Annotated in this window: 17 protein-coding genes; 11 read left to right on the plus strand and 6 right to left on the minus strand. The window is 65.5% G+C overall.

The window, feature by feature from the left end; all coding sequences use genetic code 11:
• Positions 1 to 54: 54 nt before the first annotated feature.
• Together FDW83_RS10905 and FDW83_RS10910 are read right to left on the minus strand one after the other, a co-directional pair.
• Positions 55 to 954 carry an NAD(P)-dependent oxidoreductase gene (locus FDW83_RS10905; protein WP_138138118.1) on the minus strand — a complete coding sequence of 300 codons (900 nt, stop codon included), beginning with the start codon at positions 952 to 954 and terminating at the stop codon, positions 55 to 57.
• Between the two features lie 17 nt (positions 955 to 971).
• Positions 972 to 2,456, minus strand: a complete 1,485-nt coding sequence (locus FDW83_RS10910; RefSeq protein ID WP_138138119.1) for a four-carbon acid sugar kinase family protein — start codon at positions 2,454 to 2,456, stop codon at positions 972 to 974.
• Positions 2,457 to 2,624: 168 nt separating this feature from the next.
• On the opposite strand from FDW83_RS10910, the gene FDW83_RS10915 reads away from it, so the two are divergent.
• Both FDW83_RS10915 and FDW83_RS10920 read left to right on the plus strand, forming a co-directional pair.
• Positions 2,625 to 3,329 (plus strand): FadR/GntR family transcriptional regulator, encoded by a 705-nt coding sequence (locus tag FDW83_RS10915; RefSeq protein ID WP_138138120.1) that lies wholly within the window; start codon positions 2,625 to 2,627, stop codon positions 3,327 to 3,329.
• A 132-nt stretch (positions 3,330 to 3,461) separates the two neighbouring features.
• Positions 3,462 to 3,674, plus strand: coding sequence for a dodecin (locus FDW83_RS10920; RefSeq protein ID WP_138138121.1), 213 nt, complete (start codon positions 3,462 to 3,464; stop codon positions 3,672 to 3,674).
• Between the two features lie 67 nt (positions 3,675 to 3,741).
• Here the strand turns inward: FDW83_RS10920 and FDW83_RS10925 are convergent, their stop codons facing one another.
• On the minus strand, positions 3,742 to 3,948 hold the full coding sequence (locus FDW83_RS10925) for a hypothetical protein (RefSeq protein WP_138138122.1): 207 nt from the start codon (positions 3,946 to 3,948) through the stop codon (positions 3,742 to 3,744).
• A gap of 123 nt (positions 3,949 to 4,071) precedes the next feature.
• Positions 4,072 to 4,980 (minus strand): helix-turn-helix domain-containing protein, encoded by a 909-nt coding sequence (locus tag FDW83_RS10930; RefSeq protein ID WP_138138123.1) that lies wholly within the window; start codon positions 4,978 to 4,980, stop codon positions 4,072 to 4,074.
• A 200-nt stretch (positions 4,981 to 5,180) separates the two neighbouring features.
• Between FDW83_RS10930 and FDW83_RS10935 the strand changes: the two genes are divergently transcribed.
• From FDW83_RS10935 to FDW83_RS10965, 7 genes are all read left to right on the plus strand, one after another.
• Positions 5,181 to 6,002, plus strand: coding sequence for an aldo/keto reductase (locus FDW83_RS10935; RefSeq protein ID WP_138138124.1), 822 nt, complete (start codon positions 5,181 to 5,183; stop codon positions 6,000 to 6,002).
• A 30-nt stretch (positions 6,003 to 6,032) separates the two neighbouring features.
• Positions 6,033 to 7,004: an aldo/keto reductase gene (locus tag FDW83_RS10940; protein WP_138138125.1), complete on the plus strand. Its 972-nt coding sequence runs from the start codon at positions 6,033 to 6,035 to the stop codon at positions 7,002 to 7,004.
• Entirely contained in the window at positions 6,998 to 8,026 is a 1,029-nt protein-coding gene (locus FDW83_RS10945) for an SDR family oxidoreductase (RefSeq protein WP_138138126.1), read from the plus strand. Before FDW83_RS10940 ends, FDW83_RS10945 begins: the two co-directional genes overlap by 7 nt.
• A 247-nt stretch (positions 8,027 to 8,273) precedes the next feature.
• The gene (locus FDW83_RS10950; protein ID WP_138138127.1) at positions 8,274 to 10,832 is read left to right on the plus strand and encodes a rhamnogalacturonan lyase; all 2,559 of its coding nucleotides are present in this window, start codon (positions 8,274 to 8,276) and stop codon (positions 10,830 to 10,832) included.
• Positions 10,833 to 10,855: 23 nt separating this feature from the next.
• Positions 10,856 to 11,689, plus strand: coding sequence for an aldo/keto reductase (locus FDW83_RS10955; protein WP_138138128.1), 834 nt, complete (start codon positions 10,856 to 10,858; stop codon positions 11,687 to 11,689).
• A 133-nt stretch (positions 11,690 to 11,822) separates the two neighbouring features.
• Complete coding sequence (locus FDW83_RS10960; RefSeq protein ID WP_138138129.1) at positions 11,823 to 12,089, plus strand: GlsB/YeaQ/YmgE family stress response membrane protein; 267 nt, start codon at positions 11,823 to 11,825, stop codon at positions 12,087 to 12,089.
• A gap of 126 nt (positions 12,090 to 12,215) precedes the next feature.
• A complete protein-coding gene (locus tag FDW83_RS10965) occupies positions 12,216 to 12,761 on the plus strand; it encodes a hypothetical protein (RefSeq protein ID WP_138138130.1) in 546 nt (181 codons plus the stop codon).
• A gap of 182 nt (positions 12,762 to 12,943) precedes the next feature.
• Here the strand turns inward: FDW83_RS10965 and FDW83_RS10970 are convergent, their stop codons facing one another.
• Complete coding sequence (locus FDW83_RS10970) at positions 12,944 to 13,126, minus strand: hypothetical protein (RefSeq protein ID WP_138138131.1); 183 nt, start codon at positions 13,124 to 13,126, stop codon at positions 12,944 to 12,946.
• 465 nt (positions 13,127 to 13,591) lie between these two features.
• Between FDW83_RS10970 and FDW83_RS10975 the strand changes: the two genes are divergently transcribed.
• The gene (locus FDW83_RS10975) at positions 13,592 to 15,001 is read left to right on the plus strand and encodes an HNH endonuclease signature motif containing protein (protein WP_240720955.1); all 1,410 of its coding nucleotides are present in this window, start codon (positions 13,592 to 13,594) and stop codon (positions 14,999 to 15,001) included.
• Here FDW83_RS10975 and FDW83_RS10980 read toward each other — a convergent pair.
• On the minus strand, positions 14,998 to 15,816 hold the full coding sequence (locus tag FDW83_RS10980; RefSeq protein WP_138138132.1) for a putative protein N(5)-glutamine methyltransferase: 819 nt from the start codon (positions 15,814 to 15,816) through the stop codon (positions 14,998 to 15,000). The two genes, FDW83_RS10975 and FDW83_RS10980, sit on opposite strands and share 4 nt — an antisense overlap.
• Positions 15,817 to 15,923: 107 nt before the next feature.
• On the opposite strand from FDW83_RS10980, the gene FDW83_RS10985 reads away from it, so the two are divergent.
• The gene (locus tag FDW83_RS10985; protein ID WP_138138133.1) at positions 15,924 to 16,970 is read left to right on the plus strand and encodes a beta-propeller fold lactonase family protein; all 1,047 of its coding nucleotides are present in this window, start codon (positions 15,924 to 15,926) and stop codon (positions 16,968 to 16,970) included.
• Positions 16,971 to 17,142: the final 172 nt, after the last annotated feature.

Here is a 17,142-nt window from a genome sequence, read left to right on the forward strand (position 1 = left end):
CTGGAGGGCCTTTAAGTCGGCATATCTGGACAAAAACTCCGGAAGGGGGATGGGTTAGTTGGTGCGCTTGGCGGGGGCGACTACCTTGATGACGGCGGAGTCATCGGCGGCGGCGAGGCCCTGGGCCTGGCCCAGCAGGTAGAGCTGCTCGGCGGCGGCGGCAACCGGGGCCGCGAGGCCGGCTGCGCGGGTGGCCTTGCCCACGATGCCCATGTCCTTGACGAAGATGTCCAGGCGGCTGAGAACCTCGGCACCTTCCTCGGTGTAGGCCTCAAGGATGCGCGGGCCGCGGTTGGAGAGCATGAAGGAGCCGGCGGCCCCTGCCTCCAGGGCGGCGAGGGTCTTTTCCTGATCCAGCCCCAGCGCGTCGGCAAGGGCGAGGGCCTCGGCTGCCGCGGCGATGTGGACACCGCACAGGAGCTGGTTGACGGTCTTGAGTGCCTGGCCGTCGCCGGGCTTGTCACCAACAACCGTGAGCGTGGAGGCGAGCAGTTCCAGGGCGGGGGCTGCCTTTTCGCGGGCTTCGGGGGAAGCGCCGACGACGATCAGCAGGTCGCCTTCGCCGGCGCGCTTGGGCCCGCCGGACAGCGGGGCGTCCACCAGGTCAACGCCGTATCCGGCAAGCTTTTCCACGGTGGCGGGGATGGCTTCGGTGCCGACAGTGCTGCCAAGGATGACGACGGCGCCCGGCTCCAGCACCGAGGCCACACCGTTCCCGCCGAACAGGACATCGTTCAGCTGTTCGCCGTTGCGGACGGCGAGCAGGACGGCGTCCGCGCCCCTGGCCGCCTCCCGGGCGGAGGCGAAGGTGGCGATGCCCGCTTCTTCGGCGAGCTTCAGGCGGGCTTCGGCGATGTCGAAGCCGTGGACGGTCAGCTGCGAGGCGAGGCGGGTGGCCATGGGCAGGCCCATGGCGCCAAGGCCCAGGACGGTGACGGTGTAATTGCTGGTCATGGTGTTCTCCGTTGAATCTAGAAGGTGTTGCTGAGCTTGCGGGTGACCTGGGCGAGGGATTCGTCGTCGCCCACGTTGCCGGCGAAGACGATGTAGGGGATGCCCTTGGCGGGCCCGTCCACCGGTTCCCAGAGGCTGACGATGCCCGGCAGCATAGGCCCGCGCACAATGGCGTGGCGGATTTCCAGGCCGTGGGCGGCGACGTCGGAGGACGTGATGCCGCCCTTGGCGATGACGAACCGCGGGGGGAAGGTCTTGAGCGTCCTGTTCACCACGGCGACGACGGCGGCGGACACGGTGCGTGCGATCCGCAGGCTTTCGGCCGGGTCGTCGGTCTTGATGAGCAGGCGGCTGGTGTGGACGATGACGTCGCCGTCGCGCAGGGCTTCGACAACACTATCCACCGTCCGGTCCAGGTGTCCGGCGGCTTCCGACTCGGCCGCCAGGAGCTTTTCGACGTCGATCTCCACGATGCGGGCAGCGCTGTGCTGGTCAGTGAGGACCTTGAGCTGGCGGGTGGTGAGTCCCACGTGCGAGCCGACCACAATGAGGCCGCCGGCCTCGGAGGGAGTGTTGCCGGCGTAGGCTTCGGCGCCGGTGAGCTCGGTGCGGATCTCCTGTCCGATCCGGGCGCGGCCAAAGGGTGGACCTACCCGGTAGAGGAGCTTCTTGCCGCGGCGCTCTGCTTCCTCCAGGCCCAGGGCCAGGGCGCGGAGGTCGTTCTCGGTGACGACGTCGGCGACGATCGGCGTGGAGTCGGTGGCGGATTCGATCGCGTCAGCGATGGCCTTGGCGGAAACGGCAGGATCCCCGGTGGAGGCGCCGGCGCGGATGATGTTGAGGTCCAGGACGATGACGGCATCCGCCGCGAACCGGCCCTGCGATTTCTCTTCGACGTACTCCGCCATAACCGACGTAGCGAAACCGAAGGTGGCGTCCTTGGCGAACTCCGTCTCCGACACCGGGGTCAGCCTACCCGCGGCGGCGCCGGTGCCGCGCATGCAGTGGACGCCGCCGATGGTGACGCGGCCGGCGTCGGGAAATGCGGGCACCAGGACCACGCCGTCTGTAGCCTCGCCGCTGACGTCGGCAACGGTGGCGGCAATAACGTCAGGTTCCAGCGGGTAGTGGCCGCGGAGGGTGGAGTCACTGCGACTGACGAAACCGAGCCGCAGGATGTCCGGCGAACCGGCGGCTGCGAGGGCGTTCCGGACCACCTCTTCGTTACGGGCAGCGGCTTCGGCAGGGTCCAGGCTGCGGGTGTTGGTTAGGACGTAGACCGCGGGCTTGTTCTGCCCGAACGCCCAGACGAAGTCCTCCACCTCCCAGCGGGTGAGAACGGGCAGGTCTGCCACGGACTGCGTTCCGGTGGGGTCGTCGTCAAGCACCACGAGCACCCGGGGAGTCCCGGCATTGGACGCAGCGAGCGTGCTGGCCACGAGGCTGGCGGGGACCTGGACTTCCGCTGGGTAGGCGGCCAGAACGTCTGCTTCAAGCGTCACAGTGCACTCCGTTGTGTAGTAATCCGGGCGGCGGATCGTATGTGAATAGATCTGTAAGATGTCTGACATCTTGCATTTAGATGCCAGTGTGGCACACGGCATAAAGGCGCGCAAGTAGACTTGTCTGACATCGGCCGGGGAACGATCCCGGCGCGGAAGCGGGGGAGTATGGCAAGGAAATCGCTGGTGGGCGTTGTGGCCGATGAGTTGCTGGACCGCATCATCGAAGGGGAATTTCCGCCCGGTGCCACGGTTCCGGGTGAGCATGAACTAAGCGCCCGGCATGAAGTCAGCCGGATGACGGTCCGCGAAGCCATGAAGACCCTCCAGGCCCAGCAGATCCTGAGCGTGGAGCGCGGCCGGGGCACTTTCGTGAATCCTTTGAGCCGCTGGACGTCGCTGGAAGCCGTCCTGCGGGCAGCGTCAGAGGGGAAGAACGAAGCCGAAGCTTCCGTCCAGCTGATTGAACTCCGCCGGATGCTGGAGACGGGCGCCTGCGAGCTTGCCGCGGAACGCATCTCCGCGGAGGACACAAAGACGTTGTTCTCCTACATCTCAGCCATGAAGGCGGCCCACGGGGTCAACGATGTGGCAGCCTTCGTGGAGGCGGACCTGGCTTTCCACGACGTTATCCTGCGGGCCTCGGGAAACGTGTTTGTTTCCGTCCTGTTCGAGCCGCTCCACCGGGTTTTGGAGAAGCGCCGGACGGAGACGTCGGCAGTGCCGGAGATCCAGGAGCATGCCATCGGCCACCACCAGAACATTGCGGACGCGTTGCAGTCCCGGGACGCGGCGCGGGCGCGGCAGGCCATGGACGCCCATATGCAGCAGACCCTGGACGACCTGAAGAACCTGGTGCTTCCGGCCAAGTAGGGCTCCCCTCCCCAGGGAGTCTCTGCGATTGGAACTGGCGCCCCACTATCAGGGCTGGCCAGCCCCCGGTTGTCCTACTAGTCTTCAAGGACCGCCCGCAACCGGGAGCAACGACGACCACGAGGAGCGAACTTGTCCAACCACACGTACAGCATTTCTGAAATTGTCGGCACGTCGGACCAGGGTGTGGATGACGCCGTCCGGAACGGAATCGCCAAGGCGTCCCAGACGCTGCGGAACCTCGACTGGTTCGAGGTGAAGGAGATCCGCGGGCACCTGGAAGAGGGCAGGATCGCGGACTGGCAGGTCACCATGAAGATTGGTTTCCGCCTCGAGGAACGCTAAGAGTACAGACTGACCCGCAGCCGGCATTCGAAGGACGCCGGCTGCGAATCAGTTGTTTAGGAGGAACCTAGTTCGCGGCTACGCGGCGCCGCCAAACGGTGGGAACGCCGTCGAACGTCGGGAACAGGTGTCCTTCGAAGAAGGACAGCACGGTGTGGGGATCGTGGTCCGGGCTCCAGAGCCCGGACACCGGGCAGTGCGAGCCGGTTGCCGTCGACGCGGGGCTGCCGGCGTTACCTGCCTGGCGTTCCTTCATCAGGGCGATGCGTTTCATCTTTGAGACCATCCTTGGTGGGGTGCTTGTTCCTCAAGCCTAGGAACGGCTGCGGCCTGCACCAATAGGCGGCTGGCCAGAATCACGCCGCCCTTCTGGACAGATGTACAGAAGGAAAAAGCTTCAGTTTGCCCCGGCCTGGTCGGCATTGGTGGAGGAGTCGGCGGCTTCCACATCAAGCGTGCCTGCGTGCCCAGGCACGGCGTTCAAGGCAAGCAGCGCCAGCGCGTCCGACGACGGCGTGCCGGGCCGGGCGGAATAGAACCGGAGCGTCTGGTCGGGGTCGTCCGGCAGGGCAAGGGTTTCAAAGTTCAGCTCCAGGTCTCCGACGGCCGGATGGTGCAGGCGCACGGTTCCGGCCGAGCGGGTTGCCACCCGGTGCCCCGCCCACCACTGGCGAAAATGCTCACTGTGCACGGCAAGCTCGCCCACCAGCTGGTTGGCCTGCGCGTCATTGGGGTGCCGTCCCACGTCCAGCCGCAGGGCGCCGGCGGCTTCGGCAGCCACGGTCTTCCAGTCGCGGAACAAGCCGCGGGCTGCCGGATCCAGGATCAGCCAGCGGGTGAAATTGCGCTCGGCCGCCGGAAGGGCCGCGAAATCGGCAAAAAGCAGGCGGGCCATCCGGTTGGTCGCGAGCACATCGCTGCGCCGTCCCAGCAACATCGCGGGCACATCCCCTACAGCCTCGAGCAGGTGGGACAGCGCCGGCCGGACCCCCTGCGCAGCCGGGGCGCCAACGCGTGGGTTACCGGCACAGTTCTCCAGCAAGTTCAGCATGTGCGCGTGTTCCGTGCTGTCCAGCCGCAGTGCCCGCGAGACTGCTTCGAGGACCGTCCGGGACGGATGGATATTCCTGCCCTGTTCCAGCCGTACATAGTAGTCCGTGCTGACGCCGGCCAGCCGGGCCACCTCCTCACGGCGAAGCCCGGGAACCCTGCGGGCCCCGCTGGTAGGGCCGGAGCCGGCGTCTTCCGGACTCAACCGGGACCGCATGGCTTTGAGGAATTTTCCGAACTCGGCACTTTGACCCATGGTGACCATTGTGCACGGCCCGCGCTGCCCCTTCTACAACGAAGGTAGGACTGGCAGTCCTAGGAAAAAGAAGATCAGCCTTACTTACTGACGCGGGACGAAAAAGTGCATAGGCTCAATACCGAGCCAGCGGAAACCGCTTTCTCCCGCTCGCGCCAACGACACCCATCCCAGCACCAGCACACCGCAAGGAGCTTCCCATGTCAGAGCTGACACTGAACAACGGCGTCACCATCCCGCAGCTTGGCTTTGGTGTTTTCCAGGTCCCGCCCGAAGACACGCAGCGGATCGTCGAGGACGCCTTCGAAGCCGGATACCGCCACATCGACACCGCCGCCGCTTACCGGAACGAGGCCGGCGTTGGTGCCGCCATCGCGGCCACGGGCATCCCGCGCGAGGACATCTTCGTCACCACCAAGCTCCGCAACGGCGAACAGGGCCGGGCACAGGAGGCATTCCAGAACAGCCGGAAGGCCCTTGGACTGGACTACGTGGACCTGTACCTGATCCACTGGCCCGTTCCGTCCCAGGGCCTGTACGTCCAGGCCTGGAAGGAAATGGAAAGGCTGTACGAAAACAACCAGATCCGCGCCATTGGCATCTCGAACTTCCTGGCGGACCACGTCGATACGCTGCTTGAGTCCGCGGAGATTGTCCCGGCCGTCAACCAGATCGAACTCCACCCCAGCTACCAGCAGGCGGACCTCGCCAAGAAGTGCCGCAACGCCGGCATCGAGGTGGAGGCCTACAGCCCGCTGGGGCGCGGCGCGGACCTGGACGGAGACGCCGTCACCGCCATCGCCAGCGCCCACGGCGCAACTACCGCCCAGGTGGTGCTCGCATGGCATCTGGCCCAGGGCAACATTGTCATTCCCAAGTCGGTAAACCCCCAGCGCATCCGGGAAAACTTCGCGGCGTCCTCCCTCACCCTGTCCGGGGACGAGCTTGCGGCCATCACGGCGCTCGAGTCTGGCGCCCGCCTGGGCTCCGATCCCGCCGTCGCATCCTTTTCGCAGATGTAGGTCCGGACCACCACCGAAAGGATCACTTCCATGCAGTACACCCATCTGGGCCGCTCCGGCCTGAAGGTTTCGCGCCTTTGTTTGGGCACCATGAACTTCGGGCCGCAGACCGAGGAAGCAGATGCGCACAGCATCATGGACTCGGCCCACGAGAACGGCATCAACTTCTTCGATACCGCCAACGTCTACGGCGGCGCCGGGCACCGCGGCTGGACCGAGGAAATCATCGGCCGCTGGTTCGCCAAGGGCGGCGAGCGCCGGGAACACACCGTGCTGGCTACCAAGCTCTACGGCACCATGACGGACCGGCCCAACGAATCCAGGCTGTCCGCCCTCAACATCCGGCGTGCCCTGGATGCGAGCCTCAAGCGGCTGCAGACGGACTACATCGACGTCTACCAGTTCCACCACATCGACCGGAACACGCCGTGGGACGAAATTTGGCAGGCCATCGAGGTAGCCGTCCAGCAGGGCAAGATCCTGTACTCCGGCAGCAGCAACTTCGCCGGCTGGCACATCGCGCAGGCGCAGGAGGCCGCCCGCCGCCGGAACTACACCGGCCTGGTCAGCGAGCAGTCCATTTACAACCTGTTCATGCGGCAGGTGGAGCTGGAAGTCATTCCCGCCGCGCAGGACTACGGCCTGGGCCTCATCCCGTGGTCGCCGCTGCAGGGCGGCCTCCTGGGCGGCGTGCTCAAAAAGGAGCGCGACGGTGTCCGGCGCACCGAGGGGCGCGCGGCCGAGACACTGAAGAAGCACGAAGACCAGATCCGCCAGTACGAGGACTTTGCCGACGAGCTGGGCCAGGAGCCCGGCGACATTGCCTTGGCCTGGCTGCTGCACCAGCCCGCGGTCACCGCACCGATCGTCGGTCCACGCACCCAGGAACAGCTCGATGCCGCCATCCGGGCCCTTGACGTCACCCTCGACGAAGACGCCCTCAAGCGGCTGGATGACATCTTCCCGGGACATCGCACCGCCCCGGAAGACTACGCGTGGTAACCCCACTTCCCGCAGCAGCCGACACGGTGTCGCCGAGAAGCATCCTCTTCATCGGCGGCACCGGGGTGATCAGCACGGCGGCGGCTGAACGGGCCGTCGCGCTGGGCCACCGACTGACCATCCTCAACCGGGGCCGGTCCACAAGGCCGGTCCCCGAAGGGGCCGAGGTCCTGCAGGCCGACGTCCGGGACACAGCCTCCGTCCGCAAGGTACTGGATGGCCGCAGATTCGACGCCGTCGCCGACTTCATTGCCTACACTCCGGACCAGGCGCAGGCCAGCATGGACCTGTTCCGGGACAGGACCGGACAGTACGTGTTCATCAGTTCCGCGTCGGCGTACCAGAAACCGCCCATGCGGCTGCCGATCCGGGAGTCCACGCCGCTGAAAAACCCCTTTTGGGAATACTCGCGGAACAAAATAGCCTGCGAGGAACTGCTGTTCCGCGCCTACCGGGACACCGACTTTCCACTGACGGTGGTGCGGCCGTCCCACACCTACGACCGGACCAAGATCGCCATGGCTGGCGGATGGACGGACATTCACCGGATGCGTTCCGGCCTGCCCGTGATGGTGCACGGCGACGGCACCTCCCTTTGGACGCTCACGCACAGCCGGGACTTCGCCAAAGCCTTCGTGGGGCTGCTGGGCCGGCCCCACGCAGTCGGCGAAAGCTACACCATCACCTCGGACGAGTATCTGCCGTGGAACCAGATCTACCAGCTCTTTGCGCGGGCAGCCGGAGTTGCGGAGCCTGAGCTCGTGCATGTCGCCTCGGAAACCATTGCCGCTTCCAACCCGGAACTCGGGGCCAACCTGCTGGGCGACCGCTCCCACTCGGTGGTCTTCGACAACTCCAAGATCAAGTCCCTCGTCCCGGACTACACCGCCACGATTCCTTTCGCCGACGGCGCCCGGGAAATCGTGCAGTGGTACGACGCCAACCCGGACCTGAAGACAGTCGACGAAAGCTACATGCAGCTTTCGGACAAGCTCACCAGCTGGGCTCGCCGGGGGGCGTGACCGCTCGTCAGTGCACAGACCGCAGGTGACCCCGACGGCCTGCCGCCTCTCGAAACGCTGGAACGGTGCGGGGATGCTGATCCTGGTCAGCGTCCCCGCACCATTCCGGTGTCTCCAGCAAAGCAGCCGTTTACAGCGTTCTCAATAGCGTGACTTCGCCTTGCCCGCAAGGCTTGTTTTCGATGCACCCCCGCACCTAGATTACTGGGGAAGCGTTTTCCGGCTCCGAAATTGAAAGGATTCACTGATGAATCCCTCCAGCACCCCTGTGCGTCTTTTGTCCGTTGCGGCCGTCGGCCTGGCACTAACGGTGGGCTGCCTCGCCGCGCCTGCATCCGCCGTCGGGCCCTCCCCCAAGCCCGGCACCCCGGGCATCCAGCTCGACCACCTGGACCGCGGACTCGTGGCCGCCGGAACGTCCGAGGGCGTCTTCCTCAGCTGGCGCCTGCTCGGCCACCAGGCCACCGGCTCCTCGGCCACAGGCCTGACCGGCACCGACTTCAATGTGTACCGCGACGGCCGGAAGCTGGCCACCGTCACGGACAGCACCAACTATTTGGACACCGCCGGAACGGCAACGTCCAAATACACGGTGCGCGCCGTCGTCGGAGGCGTGGAGCTGGACGAAAGCGCCGCGGCCACCTCTTGGGGCGGAAACTTCAAGGACATTCCGTTGAAGAAGCCGGCCGACGGCGTCACCCCCGCCGGCCAGGCCTACACCTACAACGCCAATGACGCGTCCGTGGCCGATGTGGACGGCGACGGCCAGTACGAGTTCATCGTGAAGTGGGATCCGAACAACTCCAAGGACGTCTCGCAGGTGGGCTACACCGGCAACACCTATGTGGACACGTACAAGGCCGACGGCACGCTCCTGCACCGCATCGACCTTGGCGTGAACATTCGCTCCGGCGCCCACTACACCCAGCTGGTGGTCAACGACTTCGACGGCGACGGCCGGGCAGAGATGATGATGAAGACGGCGCCGGGGACCAAAACCACGAACTACAACGCGGACGGCAGCCCTGCGTCCAGCGCGTTCATCACCCTGCTGCAATCCGATATTGACGCCGGCTACGCGAACACGGACGACTACCGGATGAGCGCGTCCGACTACTACCGGCACATGGTAAAGACGTTCCAGGGCTGGACGGAGCATCCCGAGGTGAAGGCAGGCAACTGGCCCGCCACGCTGGAGGAAGCCTTCGGTCTCGCGCCCAAGTACCAGTACCCGCTGTCCCAGGCCGACGCCGAGGCGCTGACCGACTACTTCATGGACGTCTATGCCCCCTCCCGGAGCGCACGGAACAACCTGCGCGCCTTCGAAGGCTTCATCCTCTCCGGCCCCGAATACCTCACAGTCTTCGACGGCGCCACCGGCAAGGAGCTGAAAACGGTCGCCTACGAGCCGGGCCGGCACGACGACGGCCTGATGTGGGGCGACTACGCGATGTCCCGCATCGAGCCGGGCAACCGCGTAGACCGCTTCCTCGCGGGCGTCGCCTACCTTGACGGCCGGAAACCCGCTGCGGTGTTCGCGCGCGGCTACTACACCCGTACCACCCTGGTGACGTACACCTGGGACGGCACCAGTCTCTCCCCCGTCTGGAACCTGGACTCGGGCTGGACGCCCATGACCAATCCGTTCAACGACTCGCCCCACGGCCGTGACGGCACGGATCCGGAGTTCGGCAAGCTAACAACGCAGGGCTTCCACTCCCTCAGTGCCTCGGACGTGGATGGCGACGGCAAGCAGGAGATCGTTTACGGCTCGGCCACAATCGACGACGACGGGTCCCTCCTCTACAGCTCGTTCGGCACCCTGCCGCCAGGAAGCGCCGCACCCGGCACCGAGGCGCGGCTGGGACACGGGGACGCGATGCACGTGACGGACATCGATCCGGCCCGTCCGGGCAAGGAAATCTTCACGGTGCATGAGGGTGCAACATTTGCCCCATACGGCTACGCCATGCGGGATGCCGCCACCGGTGAAGTCCTGTTCGGTGCCTACTCCGGCAGGGACACCGGCCGCGGCATGATCGGTGATGTGGATCCCGCGGTGCCCGGCATCGAGAGCTGGGCCATCGGCATGCAGTCCGCTGACGGCCGCAAGCTCTCCACCTCCACGCCCGGCACCAACATGAGCATCAAGTGGGCCGCTGACCTGACCACCCAGGTCATCAACGGCTCCGGGGAACAGGCGCCCACCATCGACGACTGGAAGCGTGGCCGCCTGCTCACCGCCGAAGGCACGCGCACCAACAACGGCACCAAGGGCAACCCCAGCCTGGTGGCGGACGTTGTGGGTGACTGGCGCGAGGAGATGCTGGTCCGGACCGCGGACAGCTCCGCCCTGCGCATGTACATGAGCACCGAGGTCACCAGGCACAAGCTCTACACGCTGATGCACGACCCGCAGTACCGCGCGGAAGTGGCCCGGCAGAACACCGCGTACAACCAGCCGTCCTACACAGACTTCTACCTTGCCTCGGACATGGAGTTCAGTGATGTCCCGCTGCGGGCCGCCTGGCTCCCGGGCAGCGTCAAAGCGTTGCAGCACGTCCTGGAGGACCTTGTGGAGTCCGGGGACGTAGCCGGGCCTGTCGCAAGCCAGCTCGAAGCCAACATCCAGCAGGCAGCCAAGGCCGTGGAGGACGGCGACGCCGGAAAGGCCGCGCGGACCATCCAGCGCTTTGTGGACTTCCTGTCCCAGCGGAAGAGGCCGGACCAGGTATCGGACACCGCGCGCGTGGTGCTGAACCACAACGCGGACAATATTCTCCGGGCCTTCAAGGGCCAGGACTGACAACGACAGGGGAGACTGGTGGGATGACACTTGCACCGCTCATCAAACTCAATGACGGCTACTCCATCCCGCAGGTAGGTCTTGGCACCTGGCCGCTGGACGACGACCAGGCCGCTGCCGCCGTCGTCCAGGCTGTGGAAGCCGGGTACCGGCACATCGACACTGCTGTGAGGTACGGCAACGAGAAAGGCGTCGGTAATGGTATCCAGGCCTGCGGCGTGGACCGGAGCGAACTGTTCATCACCACCAAGGTGGACGGCGAGCACCAGGGCAACGACCGTGCTGTGGAAGGCCTTGATGGCTCATTGACGCGGATGGGGCTGGATTACGTGGATCTGCTCCTGATCCATTGGCCCTTGCCCGCGCGGGATGAGTACATCTCCACCTGGAAGACGTTCGAGCGGCTCCAGGCGGAGGGCAGGGTGCGCTCCATCGGGGTGTCGAATTTCAAGCCGGCGCATCTGGAACGGTTGATGACGGAGACTGACGTGGTTCCCGCGGTCAACCAAATCCAGCTGACCCCCGCTGTCACCCGGACCGAGGAACGGGAATTCCATGAGAAGCACGGTATTGTCACGGAGTCCTATTCACCGCTCGGAGGTTCCGGAGCAAGCCTGCTGGGCGCTCCCATCCTGGCCCAGCTGGCCGAAAAGCATGGAAAAACTCCCGGCCAGCTGGTCCTGCGGTGGCACGTTCAGCAGGGATTTGTAACAATTCCGAAAACGGCAAATCCGGAGCGGATGAGGGAGAACCTGGACATCTTCGATTTCGCCCTGGATCCGCAGGATCTCGCGGAACTGGCGATCCTGGACGAGGGTCCGGGAGCGGGCAATGACTCGGATGTCACCGGACACTAAAACAGCCCTGAAATGCTCTTTTTCCTGCCACCGGGGTTGGCAAACAGATAGTAAGCATGATTACTATTGAGCGGAAGGATGAAGTGCCTCCGGAATCCGGAGGCGTCCTTTACTTAGTAAGAGGAGCGAAAAAATGGGATTTATTGCATTTCTGATTCTCGGACTTATTGCTGGTGCGATCGCTAAGGCGATCCTTCCGGGCCGGCAGGGCGGCGGCTTGCTCGTCACCCTGGTTCTGGGCGTCGTGGGAGCACTCCTGGGCGGCTGGATCGGTGGAATGATCTTCGGCACCGGACTGCAGGAGTTCTTCTCGCTGCAGACCTGGCTGCTGGCCATCGGCGGTGCACTGATTGTACTGCTGGTGTACGGCATGATCGCCAAGCGCGGCGTGCGCGGCTAACTCAGCCCGCAAGCCAGGAAACCGGCCTGGGGACAGAATTCCCCGGGCCGGTTTTCCATATCCCCGGCCGCGCGGCTTTCCGCCGCCGCCGGAACTGGAAACCTTTCCACGGAGCAGGAGTTCATCATGAAAAACAAGCTTCTTCTGGGCATTGGCATCGCCACCGGTTACGTCCTGGGATCGCGGTCCGGACGCGCAGCGTATGACAAGCTCAAAGCCCGCGCAGCGGGTATCTGGGACAGCAAGCCTGTCCAGGACAAGGTGGCTGTTGCTACGGGGGCCATCAAGGAAAAGGCGCCCGAGGTCGCGGACCAGCTGACCGAAGCAGCGCGCAGGGCAGGAACGGTTCTTGGCTCTGCCATGCACCGGGACGGCAGTTCCGGCCCGTCCGGCAACGGCAAGCCTGAAACCTCCGACGCCGCCACGTCCGCAACTACCTCCGGAACAGCCACTGCAGGTGGTTTCGGGGCTGCGGATACTTCCACCACCCCCGAGACTTCCGGGAACCTGGGTGCGGCGGGGGCCGCGGGTGGCCCGTCAACCGGCGGTGCAGGCACTTCCGGGACGTTGAGCGACGCAACCGAGCTCGGTGAGGACCACATCCCCGCTCACAGCACCCATCCGGAAACCACAAACCTGGGAACCACGGACGAGCCCGGCTCAAAGGCCTGATTCTCGCGGCAGTGGGTGGCCATAGTGCAGGAACTGGTGTGACAAGGGTTGCTGGCTGATCTGTGCTACAACTGAATCGCCGTGCCGGCCGTCGCGATCCTTGGGGGACGCGACGGCCGGCAGCGTTTAAGCCTTCGGATGGCTTTCGCCTGGGGTTGCTCTTGTTGGCGGCGCCACACCACCTACCGGCACACGTCCGGCCACAATTTCGGGTCGTACCCGTTGAGGCCCGGGATCTTGCGGGACTGCTGCTCTTCTTCCGGCGGGTCCTGGTCACCCTGACGCCTTGCCGGCCCAGGCGGTTTGGGCGCCTGTTGTTCCTTACCGTCTCCCCGGGCCGTCCCGGAACCTCGTTTCTCAGCCATCTGATTCCCCCTACCAAAGCTGGCATGGTCCGGACCGGACCACTATGGCAACCCTAGTTTTCGGTATTCAGGCGGATATGCAGCTTCGGCTCAAGATCAGAGCAATTCTCCCGCACCGGCAAAAGTCGCCGGTTTTCCACATAGGGCTGGTGGGTGGGCGGTTTTGTCAGTGGTCTCTGGAAGAGTTGACCCTTGGAGGCACTTGGGGATCAGCTTGCGGAGTTCGGCGGTTCTGCTGCTCCGCTGCCGCGGTTTCCTTGGGACAGGCGCCCTTTCGGAACGTACGACGGCGGCACGCGGCGCCGACTCCCGGCCCGCCTTCACACCGCCGTGCCAGCCGCCCCTGCTCCCGGTCCAGGTAACGCCTCCGAGCAAGCAACTCAGCCTAAACCTTCCGTCCCAGAGCCAATCGACTTTGCCGGGATTGTTGGGGTGCTTGCCGGGGCTGCTGCGGCGGCGCCGGAGGTGTTGGCCTCAGCCGGTTATGCGGAGGCTGCGCTGTTCGCCGGGCAGGTCGAGGAACTGTCCCGGACGGTGGAGTATCTGCAGGTCCTGGCCGCCGGCGCCGTGGACCGCACCCGCACCCGGGCAATCACCGACGCAGCAGCGGCCCGGGCATGCCAGTCCCGCTACCCATCACCGGCAGGCAGGAGCCAGGTGACCGGCCGGAACGCCGACGGTGTCAAGGTCCTGAACGAAACCGACGCCAACTGGCCCGGGCCCGCCACCGCCCCTGAACGGCCCGTTATCACATCCCCGGCCGACGACGGCTGCCGCAACACCGCAGAATTCCTCCGGCTCCGGCTCCGCATCCCCGTCCGCGAAGCACGCCGCCGCCTCGTTCTCGCCGCCCAGGTCCTGCCCCGCACCACCATCACCGGCGAACCCCTGCCCCCGGAACACGAACACCTCGCCACCGCCCTCACCCCCACCGCGGCCACCGCCGACCCCGACTTCCTCACCCGCGTCGCCCGCCGCTGGGCCGACACCATCGACGCCGACGGCACCGAACCCACCGAAGAAACCCTCCGCCACACCCAGGGCCTGTTCATCCGCAAACCCCGCCACGGCCTGCACCACCTCGAAATCTTCGCCACCACCGCCCAATACGAATACCTCGCCACCGCCATGAACACCACCACCAACCCCCGCACCAGCAGCACTCACACCGACACCGGCAGCACCAGCCACACCGGGCCCGGCGCCTCCCCCACCCCGGACACCGAACCGGAACTGGACCGGCGCAGCCGGCCCCAACGCCAACTCGACGGCATCCTCTCCGCCGTCCAGGCAGGCCTGACCACCAACCAGCTCCCCACCACCGGCGGCAACCGACCCCACATCATCGCCACCATCAACTACTGCGACCTCTTCCCCACCACACCAGAACCAGCCGGCTCCACCGGCACCGGCACCTTCGCCTACAGCGGCCCCGTCCCCGCCACCACGCTCCGCAAAATCGCCTGCGACGCCGACATCATCCCCGCACTCCTGGGCACCCACGGCGAAATCCTCGACCTCGGCCGCAAAACCCGGCTCTTCACCACCGCCCAACGCCTCGCCCTCACCGCACGCGACCAAGGCTGCGCCTTCCCCAACTGCACCGCCCCCGCACCCTGGTGCGAAGCCCACCACATCACCTACTGGTCACACCAAGGCCCAACCAGCACCGACAACGGCGTCCTGCTCTGCAACCACCACCACCCACCACAACACCCCAACCTTCATCCCCCCACCCCACATCGACCCCACCCAAAAATCCCAACAAAACCACTACTTCAAACCCGCACCCCATCCACGCGAAAATATCGTTCACGACAGGGACCAGCCGGCCAAAGGAAGCAGCGGGCCGCTATTGAGGTCTGCTGGCACTAGCCCCGTCCGGCGCCCACCACCGCAGTGCCGTCCAGTTCCTCCGAGCGGACGATCCTGGCGGCGAAACCGGCAGCCGAAAGGATTGATGCCGTCCCGGCAGCCTGTTGCTCACTTGTCTCGATGAGCACATGGCCTGCCGGACTAAGCCACCTACCTGCGGAAGCAGCGACCCGTCGGTGGACATCAAGGCCGTCGGCACCGCCGTCAAGGGATATCCGCGGTTCATGAAGCCGGGCTTCCGGCGGCATGGTCCTGATCGCATCGGTGGGAACATATGGGGCGTTGACGGCGAGCACTTCAATCCTCCCCAGAAGCGAAAGCGGAAGGGCCTGGAACAGGTCACCCTCGTGTACACGACCGCCCAAGTGCTCCAGGTTCCGCCGGGCACAGTTGACGGCGGCGGGGTCGATGTCGGCAGCGTGGAGCTCGAGCCCCGGGTGGGTGGCAAGGAGTGCGGCACCGACTGCCCCGGTTCCGCAGCAGAGATCAACCGCCAGCGGGCGAAGCGGGGCGCCGGAAAAGGTCAGAATGCGATCGGCTTCCGCTACCAGGAGTTCGGTCCGCCGACGCGGCACAAAGACTCCGGGATCCACCGCTATGCGTAGTCCTGCGAACCCAGCCCAGCCCAGCACGTACTCAAGCGGTACACCGGCAGAACGCCGCTCCACATAGCGGGCCAGCTCAGCAGCTCCTCCGGACTCGTTCAACAGGAGCTGCGCTTCCTCCTCCGCAAAGACGCACCCGGCCTTCCGCAACGCAAAAACGACGCCGGCAAAAGCCGGGAGATCTGGAAGTGATTCAGCAGCAGCGGGCATGGCACCCCTTTCGGTGGGCCGGTGAACACATCAGCGGGACTCAAAATGATGCTAACCGAGGCCGTGCTGCCACCGAAGGGCAGGGGTTTCTTTGGCAGGATGGACCCATGACCTCAGGCACCAGCGACACCATCATTTGGACCGGCACCTACACTCCTGACGGAGGTGGCCGGGCTGAAGGCATCGGCGCCCTCCGTGAGCACCAGGACGGGAGCCTTGAATGGCTTGGCACGGCGGTGACGGCCCAGTCGCCGTCGTTCGTTGCCGTCCACCCGAGCCTGCCCGTTGTGTATGCGGTAGCGGAACAACGGAAGATGGTGCAGGCTTACCGCCGCACCGGGGCTTTCGGCTTGGAGCCGCAGGGCGCATCGCAGGCCGCGGGCGAAGCAACCTGCCATGTTGCGGTTGACCCGCAGGGGCGCTTCGTCACTGCCGCCTGTTGGGGTGACGGCCAGGTCCTGCTCTATGAGTTGGATTCCGACGGCGGGATGACCGGGCGGCTTCCCGCCCCACCGTCGGTTGACCCGCACGCCAGCCTCTCTCCTGGCGAGCCGAGGCAAAGCAGGGCGCACGCAAGCCTGATGCTTCAGGACGGCCGCATCATGACCACCGACCTGGGCCATGACATCCTGCGCATTTGGAACTATGAGCCAGGCACCGGCCTGGTGGCCGATCACGAGGTTGCTTTGCCATACGGCAGCGGACCCCGCCACCTGGTGCAGCACCCAAACGGGAACGTGTTTGTGGTCTCGGAGTACTCGGTGGAAGTCTTCATCGTGCGGCCGGAAGCGGGAACTTTCGAGTTGGTGTTCCGCGGCCCGGCAACATCCGGAGGCAGCCAGTCCGGCGATTCGGCTGCCGAAATCTGCCTCAGCCAGGACGGACGGTTCGCCTATGTCGGCGTCCGGGGCTCCAACATCGTCAGCACCCTCGAGGTGAATGGCGGCGGTACCGAACTCCTGCCGGTCCTGGATGTCGCCAGCGGCGGTGACTGGCCGCGCCACCACCTGGTCCGGGGAAACTGGCTTCACGTGGCCCATGAACGGTCAGACAACGTGGCCACCTTCGCATTGGACACCGTCACAGGCCTGCCCGGTGCCGTAATCCACGATGTCACAACCCCCTCCCCCACCGCACTCGTCCCCGAGCGGTAGCCACCGCAACACACCTTCCTGCTGAGGGCTTTTCCTAAACGCTGGAGTTATCGCATGCAAGCGCTTACAGTGTGATGTGGTTCACGGCGGCTTAGTGTCCGTGAACCGCATCCGTGCCGTTCGCCGTAACCCAACGGCAAACCTGTACAGCAGCGCCGCTCACCAGGAAGGT

The organism is Pseudarthrobacter sp. NamE2, assembly GCF_005796205.1.
Classification (GTDB): Bacteria; Actinomycetota; Actinomycetes; order Actinomycetales; family Micrococcaceae; genus Arthrobacter.